Origin of the sequence: Lysinibacillus irui, assembly GCF_028877475.1 — a bacterium.
Lineage (GTDB): Bacteria > Bacillota > Bacilli > Bacillales_A > Planococcaceae > Lysinibacillus > Lysinibacillus irui.
Map to the genome: position 1 here is coordinate 817327 of NZ_CP113527.1, position 15773 is coordinate 833099.

The 15773-nt window shown below is 37.4% G+C and carries 15 protein-coding genes; 9 read left to right on the top strand and 6 right to left on the bottom strand.

Translation table 11 applies throughout. The features are described from left to right. Positions 1 to 10 precede the first annotated feature (10 nt). Both phnW and phnX read left to right on the top strand, forming a co-directional pair. A complete protein-coding gene (gene phnW, locus OU989_RS03830) occupies positions 11 to 1111 on the top strand; it encodes a 2-aminoethylphosphonate--pyruvate transaminase (protein WP_274795797.1) in 1101 nt (366 codons plus the stop codon). After that, positions 1101 to 1892 (top strand): phosphonoacetaldehyde hydrolase, encoded by a 792-nt coding sequence (gene phnX, locus OU989_RS03835; RefSeq protein ID WP_274795798.1) that lies wholly within the window; start codon positions 1101 to 1103, stop codon positions 1890 to 1892. The genes phnW and phnX overlap by 11 nt, the downstream gene beginning before the upstream one ends. A gap of 39 nt (positions 1893 to 1931) precedes the next feature. Here the strand turns inward: phnX and def are convergent, their stop codons facing one another. Then, entirely contained in the window at positions 1932 to 2489 is a 558-nt protein-coding gene (gene def / locus OU989_RS03840; protein ID WP_274795799.1) for a peptide deformylase, read from the bottom strand. Between the two features lie 394 nt (positions 2490 to 2883). Between def and pdhA the strand changes: the two genes are divergently transcribed. From pdhA to OU989_RS03865, 5 genes are all read left to right on the top strand, one after another. Beyond that, positions 2884 to 3999 (top strand): pyruvate dehydrogenase (acetyl-transferring) E1 component subunit alpha, encoded by a 1116-nt coding sequence (gene pdhA, locus OU989_RS03845; protein WP_274795800.1) that lies wholly within the window; start codon positions 2884 to 2886, stop codon positions 3997 to 3999. Between the two features lie 3 nt (positions 4000 to 4002). Further along, the gene (locus OU989_RS03850) at positions 4003 to 4980 is read left to right on the top strand and encodes an alpha-ketoacid dehydrogenase subunit beta (RefSeq protein WP_274795801.1); all 978 of its coding nucleotides are present in this window, start codon (positions 4003 to 4005) and stop codon (positions 4978 to 4980) included. A 44-nt stretch (positions 4981 to 5024) separates the two neighbouring features. Then, the gene (locus OU989_RS03855; protein ID WP_274795802.1) at positions 5025 to 6374 is read left to right on the top strand and encodes a dihydrolipoamide acetyltransferase family protein; all 1350 of its coding nucleotides are present in this window, start codon (positions 5025 to 5027) and stop codon (positions 6372 to 6374) included. A 5-nt stretch (positions 6375 to 6379) separates the two neighbouring features. Next, on the top strand, positions 6380 to 7795 hold the full coding sequence (gene lpdA, locus OU989_RS03860) for a dihydrolipoyl dehydrogenase (RefSeq protein WP_274795803.1): 1416 nt from the start codon (positions 6380 to 6382) through the stop codon (positions 7793 to 7795). A gap of 120 nt (positions 7796 to 7915) precedes the next feature. Beyond that, on the top strand, positions 7916 to 8698 hold the full coding sequence (locus tag OU989_RS03865; RefSeq protein ID WP_274797274.1) for an SDR family NAD(P)-dependent oxidoreductase: 783 nt from the start codon (positions 7916 to 7918) through the stop codon (positions 8696 to 8698). A gap of 49 nt (positions 8699 to 8747) precedes the next feature. Here the strand turns inward: OU989_RS03865 and OU989_RS03870 are convergent, their stop codons facing one another. The 5 genes from OU989_RS03870 to OU989_RS03890 form a co-directional block, all read right to left on the bottom strand. Beyond that, complete coding sequence (locus OU989_RS03870; protein ID WP_274795804.1) at positions 8748 to 10274, bottom strand: tripartite tricarboxylate transporter permease; 1527 nt, start codon at positions 10272 to 10274, stop codon at positions 8748 to 8750. Positions 10275 to 10289: 15 nt separating this feature from the next. Further along, positions 10290 to 10763: a tripartite tricarboxylate transporter TctB family protein gene (locus tag OU989_RS03875; RefSeq protein ID WP_274795805.1), complete on the bottom strand. Its 474-nt coding sequence runs from the start codon at positions 10761 to 10763 to the stop codon at positions 10290 to 10292. A gap of 91 nt (positions 10764 to 10854) precedes the next feature. Continuing rightward, positions 10855 to 11874: a tripartite tricarboxylate transporter substrate binding protein gene (locus tag OU989_RS03880; RefSeq protein ID WP_274795806.1), complete on the bottom strand. Its 1020-nt coding sequence runs from the start codon at positions 11872 to 11874 to the stop codon at positions 10855 to 10857. Between the two features lie 125 nt (positions 11875 to 11999). Beyond that, the gene (locus OU989_RS03885) at positions 12000 to 12689 is read right to left on the bottom strand and encodes a response regulator (protein WP_274795807.1); all 690 of its coding nucleotides are present in this window, start codon (positions 12687 to 12689) and stop codon (positions 12000 to 12002) included. Next, positions 12676 to 14304, bottom strand: coding sequence for an ATP-binding protein (locus OU989_RS03890; protein WP_274795808.1), 1629 nt, complete (start codon positions 14302 to 14304; stop codon positions 12676 to 12678). The genes OU989_RS03885 and OU989_RS03890 overlap by 14 nt, the downstream gene beginning before the upstream one ends. Before the next feature lie 350 nt (positions 14305 to 14654). Here OU989_RS03890 and OU989_RS03895 point away from each other — a divergent pair, with 350 nt between their 5' ends. Together OU989_RS03895 and OU989_RS03900 are read left to right on the top strand one after the other, a co-directional pair. Next, positions 14655 to 15101 (top strand): CidA/LrgA family protein, encoded by a 447-nt coding sequence (locus OU989_RS03895; protein ID WP_274795809.1) that lies wholly within the window; start codon positions 14655 to 14657, stop codon positions 15099 to 15101. Next, on the top strand, positions 15094 to 15771 hold the full coding sequence (locus OU989_RS03900) for an LrgB family protein (RefSeq protein WP_274795810.1): 678 nt from the start codon (positions 15094 to 15096) through the stop codon (positions 15769 to 15771). The genes OU989_RS03895 and OU989_RS03900 overlap by 8 nt, the downstream gene beginning before the upstream one ends. Positions 15772 to 15773 lie beyond the last annotated feature (2 nt).

Sequence of the window (15773 nt, forward strand, 5' to 3'; positions counted from 1 at the left end):
GTTTTAACAAATGAGTAACTATAAATTATTGACACCAGGACCATTAACAACAACTGAAGCAGTAAAACAGGAAATGTTAAAAGATCGTTGTACATGGGATGATGACTATAAAAATGTTACACAAGTAATTCGCAAGCAGCTTTTGGCGTTAGCTCAAGTCGATGAGCCGGATTACACAGCGGTCCTTATGCAAGGTAGTGGTAGCTTTGTAGTAGAATCTGTTCTCACAACAGCTATAAGTGAAGACGATAAAGTGTTAATCATCACAAATGGAGCTTATGGTGAAAGAATGGTTGAAATGGCCAAAGTACTAAAGCTACAGCATGTTGTTTACAGTGTTCCTTATGATGAGCAGCCATCATCAATAGCTATTCAAGATTTACTTGAAAAAGATGCGAGTATTACGCACGTGGCTGTCGTGCATTGTGAAACAACAACAGGTATTTTAAATCCAATTAAAGAAATTGGGGAAGTTGTTCATTCGTTCAACAAAACATTTTTCGTAGATGCAATGAGTAGCTTCGGTGGAGTGCCAATGAATTTATCAAGCTTGCATATAGACTTTTGTATTAGTAGTGCCAATAAATGTATTCAAGGCGTGCCGGGGTTTGGGTTTGTTATTGCTAAAACAAATGTATTAGAGAAATGCAAAGGTCAGGCTCGTAGTGTTGCATTAGATTTGTATCATCAATGGGAAGTGATGAAGCATGATGGCAAATGGCGCTTTACTTCTCCTACGCATGTAGTGGCAGCTTTTGCGAAGGCGCTAGAAGAGCTAGACGAAGAGGGCGGAATCAACGCTCGCTATAAGCGCTATGCGGATAATAATCAAATACTACGCTCTCGTTTATCAGTGCTTGGCTTTGAAGCGTATATTGCGGAAGAGCTACAATCACCTATTATTACAACATTTTTGTTCCCGTATAAAGAGTTTTCTTTTGAGCACTTTTATGAGGAAATGAAAAAAGCAGGTTTTGTTATCTATCCTGGTAAGCTGACAGATGTGGATACATTCCGTATTGGCAATATCGGTGATATTCATGAGGAAGATATGCAAGCGTTATGTGAGATAATAGAAAATTATATGGTGGTGAAAAACAATGAAAATTGAAACGGTTATTTTGGATTGGGCAGGAACAGCAGTTGATTTTGGTTGCTTTGCCCCTGTCAATGTTTTTTTATCGATTTTTGAAGATGCTGGTGTCAATGTAACATTAGAAGAAGCTCGAAAACCAATGGGCATGTTAAAAATTGACCATATTCGTACCATGCTAGAAATGCCAAGAATTAATGAGGAGTGGCAACGAATTCATGGACAAGCTTTTACAGAAAATGACGTGCATACATTATATAATCAGTTCGAAACGAAATTAATGGAATCGTTAGCAAACTATACAGATCCGATCCAATATGTGAAGACAGCGGTACAGCAATTAAGAGAAGCGGGTATTCGAATTGGCTCTACAACAGGCTATACTGATTCGATGATGGAAGTAGTGACGAAAAATGCAGCTAACAAAGGCTACCAACCTGATTTTCTTGTAACACCCACACAGGTTGGTGATAAAGGACGACCATACCCATATATGATTTTTAAAAACATGCAGGCATTTGGCTCGAAGGCAACCAAGCAAGTCGTGAAGGTTGGCGATACGACTTCAGATATAATGGAAGCATTAAATGCTGGTGTTTGGGCTGTTGGTGTTATTATTGGAAGTTCAGAAATGGGATTATCTGAAGAAGAATTTCAAGCACTCACTTCTGAAGAACAGCAACAAGTCATAGCCGAAACGAGACGTATTTTTGAAGAAACAGGGGCACACTATACAATTGAAACTATGGCAGAGCTACCTAAATTAATTGAAACAATTAATGCTCGTTTAAATCGATAAAAATAAACCTCGGCAGATGTATAACTGCCGAGGTTTATTTTAATCTCGCTCATATGGAATGGAATCAGGTATTTCTGCAAATGGGTTTTTTTCATTGATACGATCATAAAACATTACGCCGTTTAGATGATCTAGTTCATGCTGAAATGCAATAGCTGGCAAACCTTTAAGACGCATTTTCTTTTCTTCGCCATCAATTGTTTTAAATTTGACTGTGATGCGCGCATGACGGGGTACATATCCAGGTATATTACGGTCAACAGAGAGACAACCTTCTCCTGCTGTTAGGTATGTGTTTTCGACAGAGTGGCTTACAATTTTCGGATTAATGGCAACAAAGCTTAATTGTTCACCAGCCTCATCCTTTAAATGTAGAGCAAACATACGCTGTAAGCTATTTACCTGATTGGCAGCTAGGCCAATACCACTACGCAAATTATATTTTTCTGCCATTTCAGGGTCTTGGCTGTTGATTAAATACTGAAGCATATCTTCAGCGAGCTTTCTTGTTTCATCAGTTAAAGGGAATTTAACTTCCTCAGCTTTTGTGCGTAAAGTCGGATGACCTTCGCGGATAATATCATCCATTAAAATCATATAGTAATCTTCCTTTCAACTTTGTAGTGCCTTACTAATAAGTATACATCACGTCTTAAAACAATCACATGTAAAAAGACCTTATTTGAATATACTCAAAAAATTTTTCTAATGCTATTAGATTTTCTAGATTGGGGTATTCTACTATTGGAAAACCTGTTGGAAAACTTAAGGAATATATGGTGTTAATAAGGTGTTGTAATACAGATTTTAGATATTGGTAATACAGTATAGGACAGTGGTATTGGAATGTTATTTTAGAAAAAATCTTTGTTTATAGCCGTAATATATGATTGACCGACAGTATTTTATTCAGTATACTGAGTGTCAAGAATAAGTTGTACTAGTAAAAATGGTGATTTATTTTAATACAGCTGAAAGGGAGATGTGACAAATGAGCAAGAAAAACAATAATATTTTTGATGCGAAACAAACGCTAACTGAAATCGAAGATAAATTTGAAATGTTTCAAATTTTAAATGAAGAAGGCGAAATTATAAATAAAGAGGCAGACCCAAAACTATCTGATGAGGAACTAGTTGAACTAATGACACGTATGGTTTACACACGTATTTTAGATCAACGCTCAATCTCACTAAATCGTCAAGGACGTTTAGGTTTCTATGCTCCTACAGCAGGTCAGGAAGCTTCACAACTTGCTTCTCACTTTGCATTAGAGCAAGAGGATTGGATTTTACCAGGTTACCGTGATGTACCACAAATTGTATGGCATGGCTTACCTCTTGAAAAAGCATTTTTATTCTCACGTGGTCACTTCATTGGGAATCAGGTTCCTGAAGGTGTAAACGTTTTAGCTCCACAAATTATTATCGGAGCACAATATATTCAAGCTGCAGGAGTGGCACTTGGTATTAAAAAACGCGGGAAAAAAGCTGTTGCCGTAACTTATACAGGTGACGGTGGTTCATCACAAGGTGACTTCTATGAAGGAATTAACTTTGCAGGTGCATTTAAATCTCCAGCAATCTTTATCGTACAAAATAACCAATATGCAATTTCAACTCCTCGTGAATTGCAAACAGCTGCTAAAACAATTGCACAAAAAGGTGTAGCAGCAGGTTTACCAAGTATTCTAGTAGATGGAATGGATGCGCTTGCAGTTTATGTAGCTACTCGTGATGCTCGTGAACGTGCAATTAATGGCGAAGGTCCAACATTAATTGAAACTATGTGTTACCGTTATGGTCCACATACAATGGCAGGGGATGACCCAACTCGTTACCGTACTTCTGATACTGATAATGAATGGGCTCAAAAAGACCCTCTTGTTCGCTTCCGTAAATACCTAGAAGCAAAAGGTTTATGGGATGAAAAGAAGGAAGAAGCAGTAATTGAGCGTGCAAAAGAAGAAATTAAAGAAGCAATCAAAAAAGCAGATGCTGCTCCAAAACAAAAAGTGACAGAGTTAATGGAAAATATGTATAAAGGCGAAATGCCATCTAATTTAAAAGAACAGTATGAAATCTATAAAGAGAAGGAGTCGAAATAACCAATGGCACAAATGACGATGATTCAAGCAATTACAGATGCACTTCGCACAGAATTAAAGAATGATGAAAACGTTCTTGTATTCGGGGAAGATGTAGGTGTCAACGGTGGGGTATTCCGCGCTACAGAAGGCCTACAAAAAGAGTTCGGTGTTGATCGTGTGTTCGATACACCATTAGCAGAATCAGGTATTGGTGGGTTAGCAGTCGGTCTTTCTCTTCAAGGATTCCGTCCAGTTCCTGAAATTCAATTCTTTGGTTTCGTATATGAAGTAATGGATTCTATTAGTGGTCAATTAGCACGTATGAGCTACCGTAGTGGTGGTGTATACAATGCGCCAGTAACAATCCGTTCACCATTTGGTGGTGGTGTGCATACACCTGAAATGCACTCAGATAGCTTAGAAAGCCTAATGACAGCACAACCAGGTTTAACAGTTGTTGTACCATCAACACCATATGATGCAAAAGGATTACTTATTTCATCAATCCGTAATGATAACCCAGTTATTTTCCTAGAGCACTTAAAACTTTACCGTTCATTCCGTGAAGAAGTGCCAGAGGAAGCATATGAAATTCCGCTAGGCAAAGCAGATGTAAAACGCGAAGGTAAAGATTTAACAATTATCGCTTACGGATTAATGGTTCATGAAAGCTTAAAGGCTGCAGAGGAACTTGAAAAAGAAGGACATTCTGTAGAAGTAATTGACTTACGTACAATTCAACCAATCGATGTGGATACTATTATCGCATCAGTTGAAAAAACAGGACGTGCGATTGTTGTCCAAGAGGCTCAAAAACAAGCGGGTATCGCTGCAAACGTAGTAGCAGAAATTACAGAGCGCGCAATTTTAAGCTTAGAAGCTCCTGTTCTTCGTGTGGCTGCACCAGATACTGTGTACCCATTCCCACAAGCTGAAGGTGTTTGGTTACCAAACTACAAAGATGTAATGGAAACAGCGAAAAAAGTTTTAACATTCTAATAAAGCTTCTAAACTTGAAGAGTAAATAGAAAGGATGGGTACACATGGCATTTGAATTCAGACTACCGGATATTGGCGAGGGTATTCACGAAGGCGAGATCGTGAAATGGTTCGTTAAAGCTGGAGATACAGTTAAAGAAGACGATATTCTTTGTGAAGTACAAAATGATAAAGCAGTAGTAGAAATCCCTTCACCAGTAGAAGGTAAAGTAGAGGAAGTTTTAGTAGGAGAAGGGACTGTTGCCGTTGTTGGTGATGTCTTAATCCGATTTGATGCACCTGGTTATGAGGACTTAAAGCTTAAAGGTGACGATCATGCTGAAGCGAAAACAGAAGCACAAGTTCAAGCAACTGCTGAATCTGGTCAGAATGTAGAAAAAGCTCCTACAAACGAGGAGAAGGCACCAGAAAAAGCTCAAGATAAAGCTCAAGACAAAGTGGAGACTGTTGTTGATGAATCAAAACGTGTGATTGCAATGCCTTCTGTACGTAAATTTGCACGTGATAACGATGTTAACATTCGTGAAGTGAAGGGTACAGGTAAAAATGGTCGAATCCTAAAAGAAGATATTGAAAACTTCTTAAAAGGTGGAGGTACTGTAGAAGCTCAAGCTGCGAATGTTGAAGCAACTGAAGCAACGGCGCAGGAAGAGACAGCAGCACCGGCAGCACCAGTAGTTCTTGAAGGGGAATTCCCTGAGACGCGTGAGAAAATGTCTGGTATTCGAAAAGCGATTGCAAAAGCAATGGTACACTCGAAACAAACGGCTCCTCATGTTACACTAATGGATGAAGTCGATGTAACAGCTCTTGTAGCACATCGTAAAAAATTCAAAGATATCGCTGCTGAAAAAGGTGTTAAATTAACATACTTACCATATGTAGTTAAAGCTCTTATTTCAACTTTACGCGAGTTCCCAGAATTTAACCGCTCATTAGATGATGCTACACAAGAAATTATTCAGAAGCATTACTATAATATCGGTATTGCTGCTGATACTGAAAGAGGCCTACTAGTACCAGTTATTAAGCATGCAGATCGTAAATCTGTATTTGCAGTGTCTAATGAAATCAATGAGTTAGCGACGAAAGCCCGTGAAGGCAAGCTTGCGCCACATGAAATGAAAGGTGCTTCCATGTCCATTACGAATATTGGCTCTGCAGGAGGACAATGGTTCACACCAGTAATTAATCATCCTGAAGTAGCAATTCTAGGTATTGGTCGAATTTCAGAAAAACCTGTAATAAAAAATGGTGAAATTGTAGCCGCACCTGTGTTAGCATTATCATTGAGCTTTGATCATCGTATGATCGATGGAGCCACTGCGCAAAATGCTTTAAATCACTTAAAGCGTTTGTTAAGTGAGCCAGAATTATTATTAATGGAGGCGTAACAAAAATGGTAGTAGGAGATTTCCCAATCGAAACAGATACTCTTGTCATTGGTTCAGGTCCTGGAGGATATGTAGCAGCAATTCGTGCAGCTCAAACTGGCCAGAAAGTAACAATCGTTGAAAAAAATGTACTTGGTGGTGTGTGCTTAAACGTAGGTTGTATCCCATCAAAAGCATTAATTTCAGTAGGTCACCGTTTTGAGCAAGCTAAACATTCAGATGACATGGGAATCATCGCTTCTGATGTGAAATTAGACTTCTCAAAAGCACAAGCATTTAAAGACAGCGTTGTTAAAAAATTAACTGGCGGTGTTGAAGGCTTACTTAAAGGAAACAAAGTTGAAATTGTACAAGGTGAAGCTTATTTCGTTGACGCTCATTCAGTGCGTATCATCAATGGTGAATCTGCTCAAACTTACACATTTAACAATGTCATTATTGCAACAGGTTCTCGTCCAGTTGAGATTCCAACATTCAAATTCTCTGATCGCGTACTAAATTCTACTGGTGCACTTTCTTTACAAGAAGTTCCTGGTAAATTAGTTGTTATCGGTGGAGGTTATATTGGTACAGAGCTAGGATCAGCTTACGCAAACCTTGGCTCTCAAGTAACAATTATTGAAGGCGGAAAAGATATTTTAGCTGGCTTCGAAAAACAAATGACTCAAATCGTTAAAAAAGGCCTTAAAAAGAAAGGCGTTGAGATTGAAGTTAACGCGTCTGCAAAAGGCGTTGAAGAAACTGAAAACGGCGTAGTAGTAACTTATGAAGTTGGCGGAGAAGAGAAAAAGGTTGAAGCTGATTACGTATTAGTTACTGTAGGTCGTCGTCCAAATACAGATGAAATGGGCCTTGCTGAAATCGGAGTTGAATTCGGTGAACGTGGTCTAATCAATGTTGACAAACAATGTCGTACAAATATTCCAAACATCTATGCAATCGGTGATATCGTAGCTGGTCCACAACTTGCACATAAAGCATCTTACGAAGGTAAAGTCGCTGCTGAGGCGATTGCTGGTGAAAAATCAGTTGTTGATTATCTTGCTGTCCCTGCTGTATGCTTCACAGATCCTGAAATGGCAACAGTTGGTTATAATGAAGATCAAGCAAAAGCAGAAGGCATCGAATACACAGCAGCGAAATTCCCATTCGCAGCAAATGGTCGTGCTCTTGCATTAAACCAATCAGAAGGCTTCGTGAAGCTTGTTGCTCGTAAAGAAGACGGCTTATTAATTGGTGCTCAAATCGTAGGTGCTGGTGCATCTGATATGATCGCTGAAATGGGCTTAGCGATTGAAGGCGGAATGACTGCTGAAGATATCGCATTAACAATTCACGCTCACCCAACATTAGGTGAAATTACAATGGAAACTGCTGAAGTACTACTTGGCAACCCAATTCACATTGTAGCAAAAAAATAATGGTAACAGTTCTAACGGCTATAAAGCAATTGCTTTGTAGCCGTTTTTTGTATATTGACCGTAATTTTGTTAAAGTAAAGATATTGTTAGGAATATTCGAAATAATTTGGGGTGATAATGATGGATTTAGGCTTAAAGGGGAAAGTGGCAATTATTACTGGGTCAAGTAAAGGAATTGGTTATTATACGGCTATGCAGCTTGTCAAAGAGGGAGCACAGGTTGTATTGTGTGCTCGTGGAGAAAAACAGCTACAAGTGGCAGCTGGATGTATTAAAAATGAAACAGGTATAGATGTTTTAATTGTTCCAACAGATATTACAAAAGAAAAAGATTGTAAGTATTTAATCGAACGTACTGTAGAACAATTTGGCCATATTGATATTCTCATTAATAATGCAGGTACCGCTTCAGCAAATCCCTTTGAAACGGTGAGTAGTGAATTATGGCAAGCTGATTTAGATTTAAAGGTATTTGGGGCCATTCATTGTTCAAAATATGCGGCACCTTATATGCGAAAAGCTGGCGGAGGTGCAATCGTCAATGTGACAGCTGTAATGGCGAAGACACCTCCAGCAAGCTCACTTCCTACTACTGTAAGCCGTGCTGCTGGACTTGCCTTAACAAAGGCAATGAGCAAGGATTTAGGAAAAGATAATATTCGAGTAAATTCTGTCTGTATAGGTCTTATTCGTAGTGACCAAATTGAAAAGAAATGGAAAAAAGAAGAACCGGATTTATCGTGGGAAGAATATTCCCGTAAGGTGGGGCAAGCTATTCCGCTCGGTCGTGTAGGTGATACACAAGAGGCTGCAAACGTTATAACTTTTTTAGTATCTGATGCAGCGAGCTACGTTACAGGCACTTCAGTTAATATCGATGGTGGCTCTGGCCACGCATTATAGAAAAGTAAAAATCCACTATACTTATAGAAGCATAGTGGGTTTTTAAATTTTAACCTTCTTCATTAATAAGTACATTTTTACCACGTATTTTCATAACCAGTGGTATAAGTAACCAAGAAATTGCAACCACTAAAAATAGTAATGATAAAGGCTTTGTTATAAAAATAGAAAAGTCTCCATTCGAAATGGTTAATGCACGGCGCATATTATTTTCAATCATTGGCCCTAGTACAAGTGCAAGGACTAAGGGAGCAACTGGGTAATCATTTTTAGCAAATAGATAACCAAGAACACCACAAGCTACTAATAAAAATAAATCAAACGTAGCGAATTGAACGGCATAAACGCCAAAAATTGAAATCGCAATAATAATGGGCAATAAATACTTTTTAGGTGTTTCGATTATTTTGGCAAAAATTCGGACCAATGGCATATTTAATGCTAGTAACATTAAGTTACCAATAAACATACTGGCAATTAATCCCCAAGCAACTTGAGGATGCTCATCAAATAATAATGGACCCGGCTGAATATTATACATAATAAGTGCACCCATTAAAATTGCAGTAGTACCTGAGCCGGGAATTCCTAATGTTAGCAAGGGAATCATTGCACCGCCTGATGCAGCATTGTTCGCTGATTCAGGTCCAGCTACACCCGCAATATGACCTTTTCCGAATTGCTCGGGTGTTTTACTGAATTTTTTTTCGGTAATATAAGAAAAGAATGAGGCAAGTGTTGCGCCTGCACCGGGTAATACACCGATGAAAAAGCCTAGTAATGAGCCTCGAGCAATAGGAACAGCACTATCCTTTAAATCTTGCTTTGTTGGTAATACACGATTAATTTTTGCTAATTGACCATCCTCTTCTTCTTTTTCAAGAATGGTTTTAAATACTTCACCTAATGCAAATAAACCAACAGCGATAGTTAAAAATTCAATTCCAGAGAACAGCATAGGCTGACCAAATGTAAAACGTTCGATACCTGATACGGCATCTATACCAACTGTCCCGAGCATAAGCCCTAAAACAGTCATGATTAAAGCTTTGGTAATAGAACGTCCTGCTAGTCCACTTACTGCTGCAAGTCCTAATAGCATCAGAGAAAAGTATTCTGCGGGTCCAAATTTAAGTGCTAATTTTGACAATGGATTAGCTAATAGTATTAGACCTAGTAACGCTACAACTCCAGCACAAAATGAGCCAATGGCCGCGATAGAAAGAGCACTTCCAGCACGGCCTTGTTTAGCCATTTGATAGCCATCCAATGTTGTCACAACTGATGAGGACTCACCAGGCGTGTTTAATAGAATGGATGTTGTTGATCCACCATACATGGCTCCGTAGTATACCCCTGCAAGTAAAATAATTGAGCTTGTAGCGGCAGCCTCCGTTGGAAGTCCAGCTGTAATAGTTGCTGTAACGGGGATTAATAAAGCAACCCCGCTCATTGGACCTATACCTGGAAGTACACCAACTGCTGTACCAATTATGACACCAACAAGAGCGAATAAAAGATTTTGCCATTGAAGGGCAACAGCAAATCCATCAGCTAAAAATTGCAATGTTGACATATGTTCACTCCTGTACTAAAAAATTGGGAAACTAGGCAACGATCCTCCTAGTAAACTTGTAAATAAATAATAGACGCCTAGTGAAAATCCAGCTGCAATAAAAATTGAATAAATAAGTTTAGTACGTTCCATTGTTTGGAAGCTAATACACAAAAATAAAAATGTTGTTATCATATAACCAATTTTTTCAAGGAAAAATACATACGCAAGAGCGCTACCCAAAATGATTAAGAATTTTTTGAGCTCTGTTGAAGATATTTTAGAAGAAGTTGTTGGTCCTGTGTTTCGCTCTCTCACAGCTTTTTTCCATGATTCATAAAATAATTGAAGACTTAATAAACCTAAAATAATACCTAAACCTAATGGGAAAATTTTTGGCCCAACTGTAGACCCATAAGCACTATCAGAAATCTGTGTTGCTTGAAAAATAAACAAAATGCTAAGTGCTAAGAGGATTATGCTAAATGTTTTATCAAATGTATAGCTCAAACGTTTTACACCTCCATTAAAAATAGATAAAGTTACACAAGTAGTTCTATATTTAATGGAAATACTTGTGTCTTTTTTAAAAAACGATTTTTTATTTTTGCATACCAAGAGCTGTAAGTAGTTCAATGATTATTTTATTTTGATTGTCTAGATAAGCTGTAAATTCTTCCGCATTACGGTATTCTGCTTGCCAGCCATTACGTGTCACCTCAGCTTGCCATTCTTTTGATTCAGACATTGCCTGTAATTTTTCAGACCAATAGGTAATCGCATCTTCACTCATATTTTTTGGACCGAAAATACCACGCCAAATTGTAAATTCCTCATCAATACCAGACTCTTTAAATGTAGGAACCTCTGCTAGCTCACCTTCTAAGCGTTCAGAGGAACTTACAGCTAATACACGAACATCTCCAGATTTAACATAAGTAGCAATTGTGGAGGCATCTGTTGCAATAACATCAGCATTGCCACCTAATAATGCTGTAACCGCCTCACCGCCACCGTCATAAGAAACATATTTAATTGTTTTTAAGTCAATGCCCGCTTTATAAGCCGGAATAATTCCTACTAGATGATCCATCGAACCCGGTGCAGAACCACCTGCTAATGTGACATCTTTTGGTGAAGTTTTCATGGCATTTAAAACATCTTCAAGCGTTTGAAAAGGAGAATCCTTTTTAACAACGATTGCGCCATAGTCACGTGTTAATTGTGCTAAAGGTGTAGTATCCTTATAGCCAAATTTACTATTTCCTTCAGCCTTTTCATGATTTATAAGGATCGGTGGTGATTTAACCATTAACATATAATCATTATTGGCCTCCTTTGTAGCAAATGTTGCCATGAAGGCAGCACCACCACCACCTGGCTTGTTCTCAACTTGAATTGCCTTATCAATTAACCCTGTGTCATTCATGGTTTTTGCTACTGCACGAGCGGTTAAATCCCAGCCACCACCAGCACCAGATGGAGCAACAATGGTAATATTATTTTTCGGATAATCACTGGCGTTCTTTCCCTCTGTTTTTTCTCCATTTGATGATGAGCAGCCAACCAAACTAGTAAATAGTAAGCCAGCTACCATTATTTTAGAAATGTTCCTCCACATAAAAATCCCCCTTAAAAATAAAATGGTAGCGCTATCAATTTAGCGCTACCCATACTATAACTTACTTCATAATTTTAGGAATATTGTGATAATAATGTGAATTAACATCATTTTGTTCATAAAGTTTATTGAGAAATAAAGTATCGTCGTTCAGGACGACCAACTGTGCCATAAGTCAGTTCAGTATAAACCTGCTTTTGTGTAACTAAAAATTCTAAATAACGACGAGCGGTGGAACGGCTGACACCGATATTCTTTCCTAACAGCTCAGCTGTACTACCATTCTCCATTAAACTTAAATGGTTAATAACATGATTCATTGTTGTTGGATCAATCCCTTTTGGTAGTAATAACGGTGTTTCTTGAGGGCCAGATGAACCTGCTTTTGGCCAAAGATATTGAATTTTTTCTTGTGTAAAATTCTCATTATTTTTCAGCAATAAATGCTTGTAACGGAATTTTTCTATACTCTCTTTTAGTTGTTCGAATGTAAATGGCTTTAAAATGTAATCTGTAACATTTTTCCGATAAGCTTTCTGTACTATATGTGCCTCTGTGGCTGCGGTAATCAAAATAATGCTACTTGTTGGGCTTACTTCTTTAATTTTATCAATTAAATCAACCCCGAGTATATCTGGTAAAAAGACATCAAGTAATATAAGTTGCGGTGAAAATGATTGAAGCCAATCTAAAGCTTCTTCACCAGTGTTTGCCCGCGCAATTACTTTATAGCCTTCAATTTTTTCTAAAAAACGACAATGTACGTCTGCTACACGTACATCATCTTCAATTACTAGCACTTCAATATCGTTCATGGATCATAGTCCCCCTTTTGCTAATAGATACGATAAATAGGGCACCTCCTAAATCGCCTTTTTCAAGAGCAAGAGTGCCGTTTAGATCATGGATGCTGGAAATTACTTTTCTTAAACCATAGCCTCGATGTTTCCTATCTTTCGTGGAAATATTTTCAGAAAATAGTACATCTAATTTTTCTTGTGCTAAACCTTGACCAGAGTCCTCAACCTCAAAGATGATTTCCTCTCCATTATCTAATATAAAAAGCCTGATAATTGGTTGTCGCTCTTTGTTTTTATCAACCTCTTCAAAAGCATTGGTTAATAAATTCCCTATAATAGAAATAATTAGGCTTTTTTCAATGTTTTCAGGAAAGGTTTCTAAATAACTATCCTCATCAAAGATCAATTTGATCTTTAATTCACGGGCACGATTAAAAAATCCGATAATTAAACCATTTAAAAATGGGTCCTTTACACGCTTTGTTATAAATTGGGTTAGAGAAGAATGTCCTTGTACCTCTTTATGAATAATAGATAGTGCTTCATCAGAAGCATTTAATTGAATAAGGCCAGATATTGTGTAAAGGACATTATTAAACTCATGTGTTTGGGCACGTAAAGCCTCCGTATATTGTTTTACTTGTGATAATTCGATAGCCATTTGCTCTATTTCTGATTGTAATCGGAAACTTGCAACAGCGCCGACAACTTTACCATTCACCTTCATAGGTACACGGTTAACGATAATTTCATGACCATTAACAATCATCAATTTATCAAGTTGTTTTTCACCGTTCGTTAATACGTTAAGAAGATGTGTATTAGGTATATGCTGTTCGATATTATCACCAATGATAGAAGCTGAATCCGTTAAATTTAAGATTTTGGCGGCAGCATTATTTAGGGTTGTGATTTCACCTTTCTCATTAACCGTTATAATCGCTTCACGAACTGATTCAATTAAAGTATTTTTTTCTGTTAAGAGACTGGCAATTTCGCTTGGCTCTAAATTAAAAATTTGCTTTTTAATATTACGGGATAAAAAAATAGAACCGATTATACCGATGCTTAATGCAATCACCATCGTATAAAAAATATTATCAAGATATAAAAAATATAAGCTATCTAATTCACTTGTTAAGTATCCAATTGACACAACTCCAATAATCGATCCATTTGTGTCAAAGATAGGTGCCTTTCCACGAATGGATTGTCCCATTGAACCATTCGCAATGGAAATATAAGACTCACCATCGATTAATGCTCGGTTATTATCATCGCCAACCATGGTTTTACCAATACGGTCAGCGATAGGATGGGTGTAGCGTATGCCATGTTTATCTCCTATTACAACATAAGTAGCTTTTGCTGCAAGCATAATATCATTGCTAATTTTTTGTAGACTTTCGGAAGGATTATTTGTATGAAACGCTTCGATTACATCGCCCCTGCTAGCTGTTGTTTCAGCTAAATATAGTGCTCGGTTACCAATTTGTGTTTGCAACGCATCAGATATGGTCATATAAAAGAGAATGCCTGATAAAATGACAATAATAAAAATTAAAAAACTGCTGTAATAGGCAAAGCGAGCTTGGAGTTTTAATGTTTTAAAGATAATAGAAGATCCCACCTTATTGTGTATTATGGAAATTTTAGTAATATATATAACTAGTATCTTTTGTAATTTTCGATTATATAAAAAAATTTTGAAAATTACTAGTTGGAATATTCTAAAAGTTACGAGAACCGAATCGGCACAATTAGCAAATGAAGCAGTTAAGTGATCTATTGATAAAATCTGTATGAGAGTATCATCATCAACAGCAACATCATGAAAGTTTTGGAGAATAGGAATTTGAATACCATTTCATAAAATTACTTAGATTTTTCAATCTTTACTAATTATTTTTCTAAAATTACAATAGACAGAAAATTCCTGCAGATGTAGAATGAACGATATAGGGGGTGAAAAGTGGCGAAATGTTGAAAGAAAATTTTGCTGCACTATTGTTGCGAGTTGTTCGGATTATTGTTCAAATTGGCATACTAACCATTTTTTATTATATGGGAGTAGGGATAGTATCGTATTTACATATACCTCTTCCAGGAAGTGTTATTGGATTATTGTTATTAGCACTTTCACTCATTTTTAAAATCATTAAGGTTGAATATATTCAAGATGGAGCAAGTTTTCTCATTGGCATCTTAACGTTATTTTTCATACCTGCAACAGTAGGTGTTATTGATTATCCAGAACTCATGTCAATGACTGGACTGCTCATTATCTTAGCCGTTATAGCTAGTACATTAATCTCTATTTATATCACAGGTCTACTGACACAAATCATTGAGAAAAAAGAATTGGCGAAAAAGGAAAACGCAGAAACAACTGTTGAAGAAGGAAAGGGGGAGTTATCCGTTGATTGAAGCGATTGTTATCCTTAGCACCATTTTCATGTTCATTTTATTTACAAAGCTTTATCAGCGAATTCCACATCCTATCATGATTCCTTTGGTCACAACAACGATTGTCAGTGCAGTGATTTTGCTAGTTTTTGATATCCCATATGCAACTTATATGAAAGGTGGAGAATGGCTTCAGCAGATGCTTGGACCGGCTGTTGTCGCACTTGCCTATCCCCTCTATAATCAACGAGCCATTATTATAAAATATAAATATTCTATTTTATCAGGACTTTTCATAGGTATGATCACAGGCTTATTTACTATTTTTGTATTGTTAAAATGGATTGGTGTTAAAGCTAGCTGGATGCTGACGGCCTTACCTAAATCATTAACTACGCCTGTTGGAATGCAGGTAAGTGAGACAATTGGAGGTATTCCACCTTTAACAGCTGTTTTTGTCATGATTGCAGGGTTTGTAGGCGCTATTATCGGACCATTAGTCATTAAATATGGCAAAATCGACTCGGCGGTTAGTAGAGGTGTTGCAGTAGGTAGTGCCTCACATGGGGTAGGTCTTGTTAAATTAAGAGAATATGGGGAACAGGAATTATCAGTTGGTTCATTATCTATGGGCTTAACAGCTGTGATTGGGGCATTTTTTTGTCCTCTCTTTGTCTATTTGTTTTTGTAAAG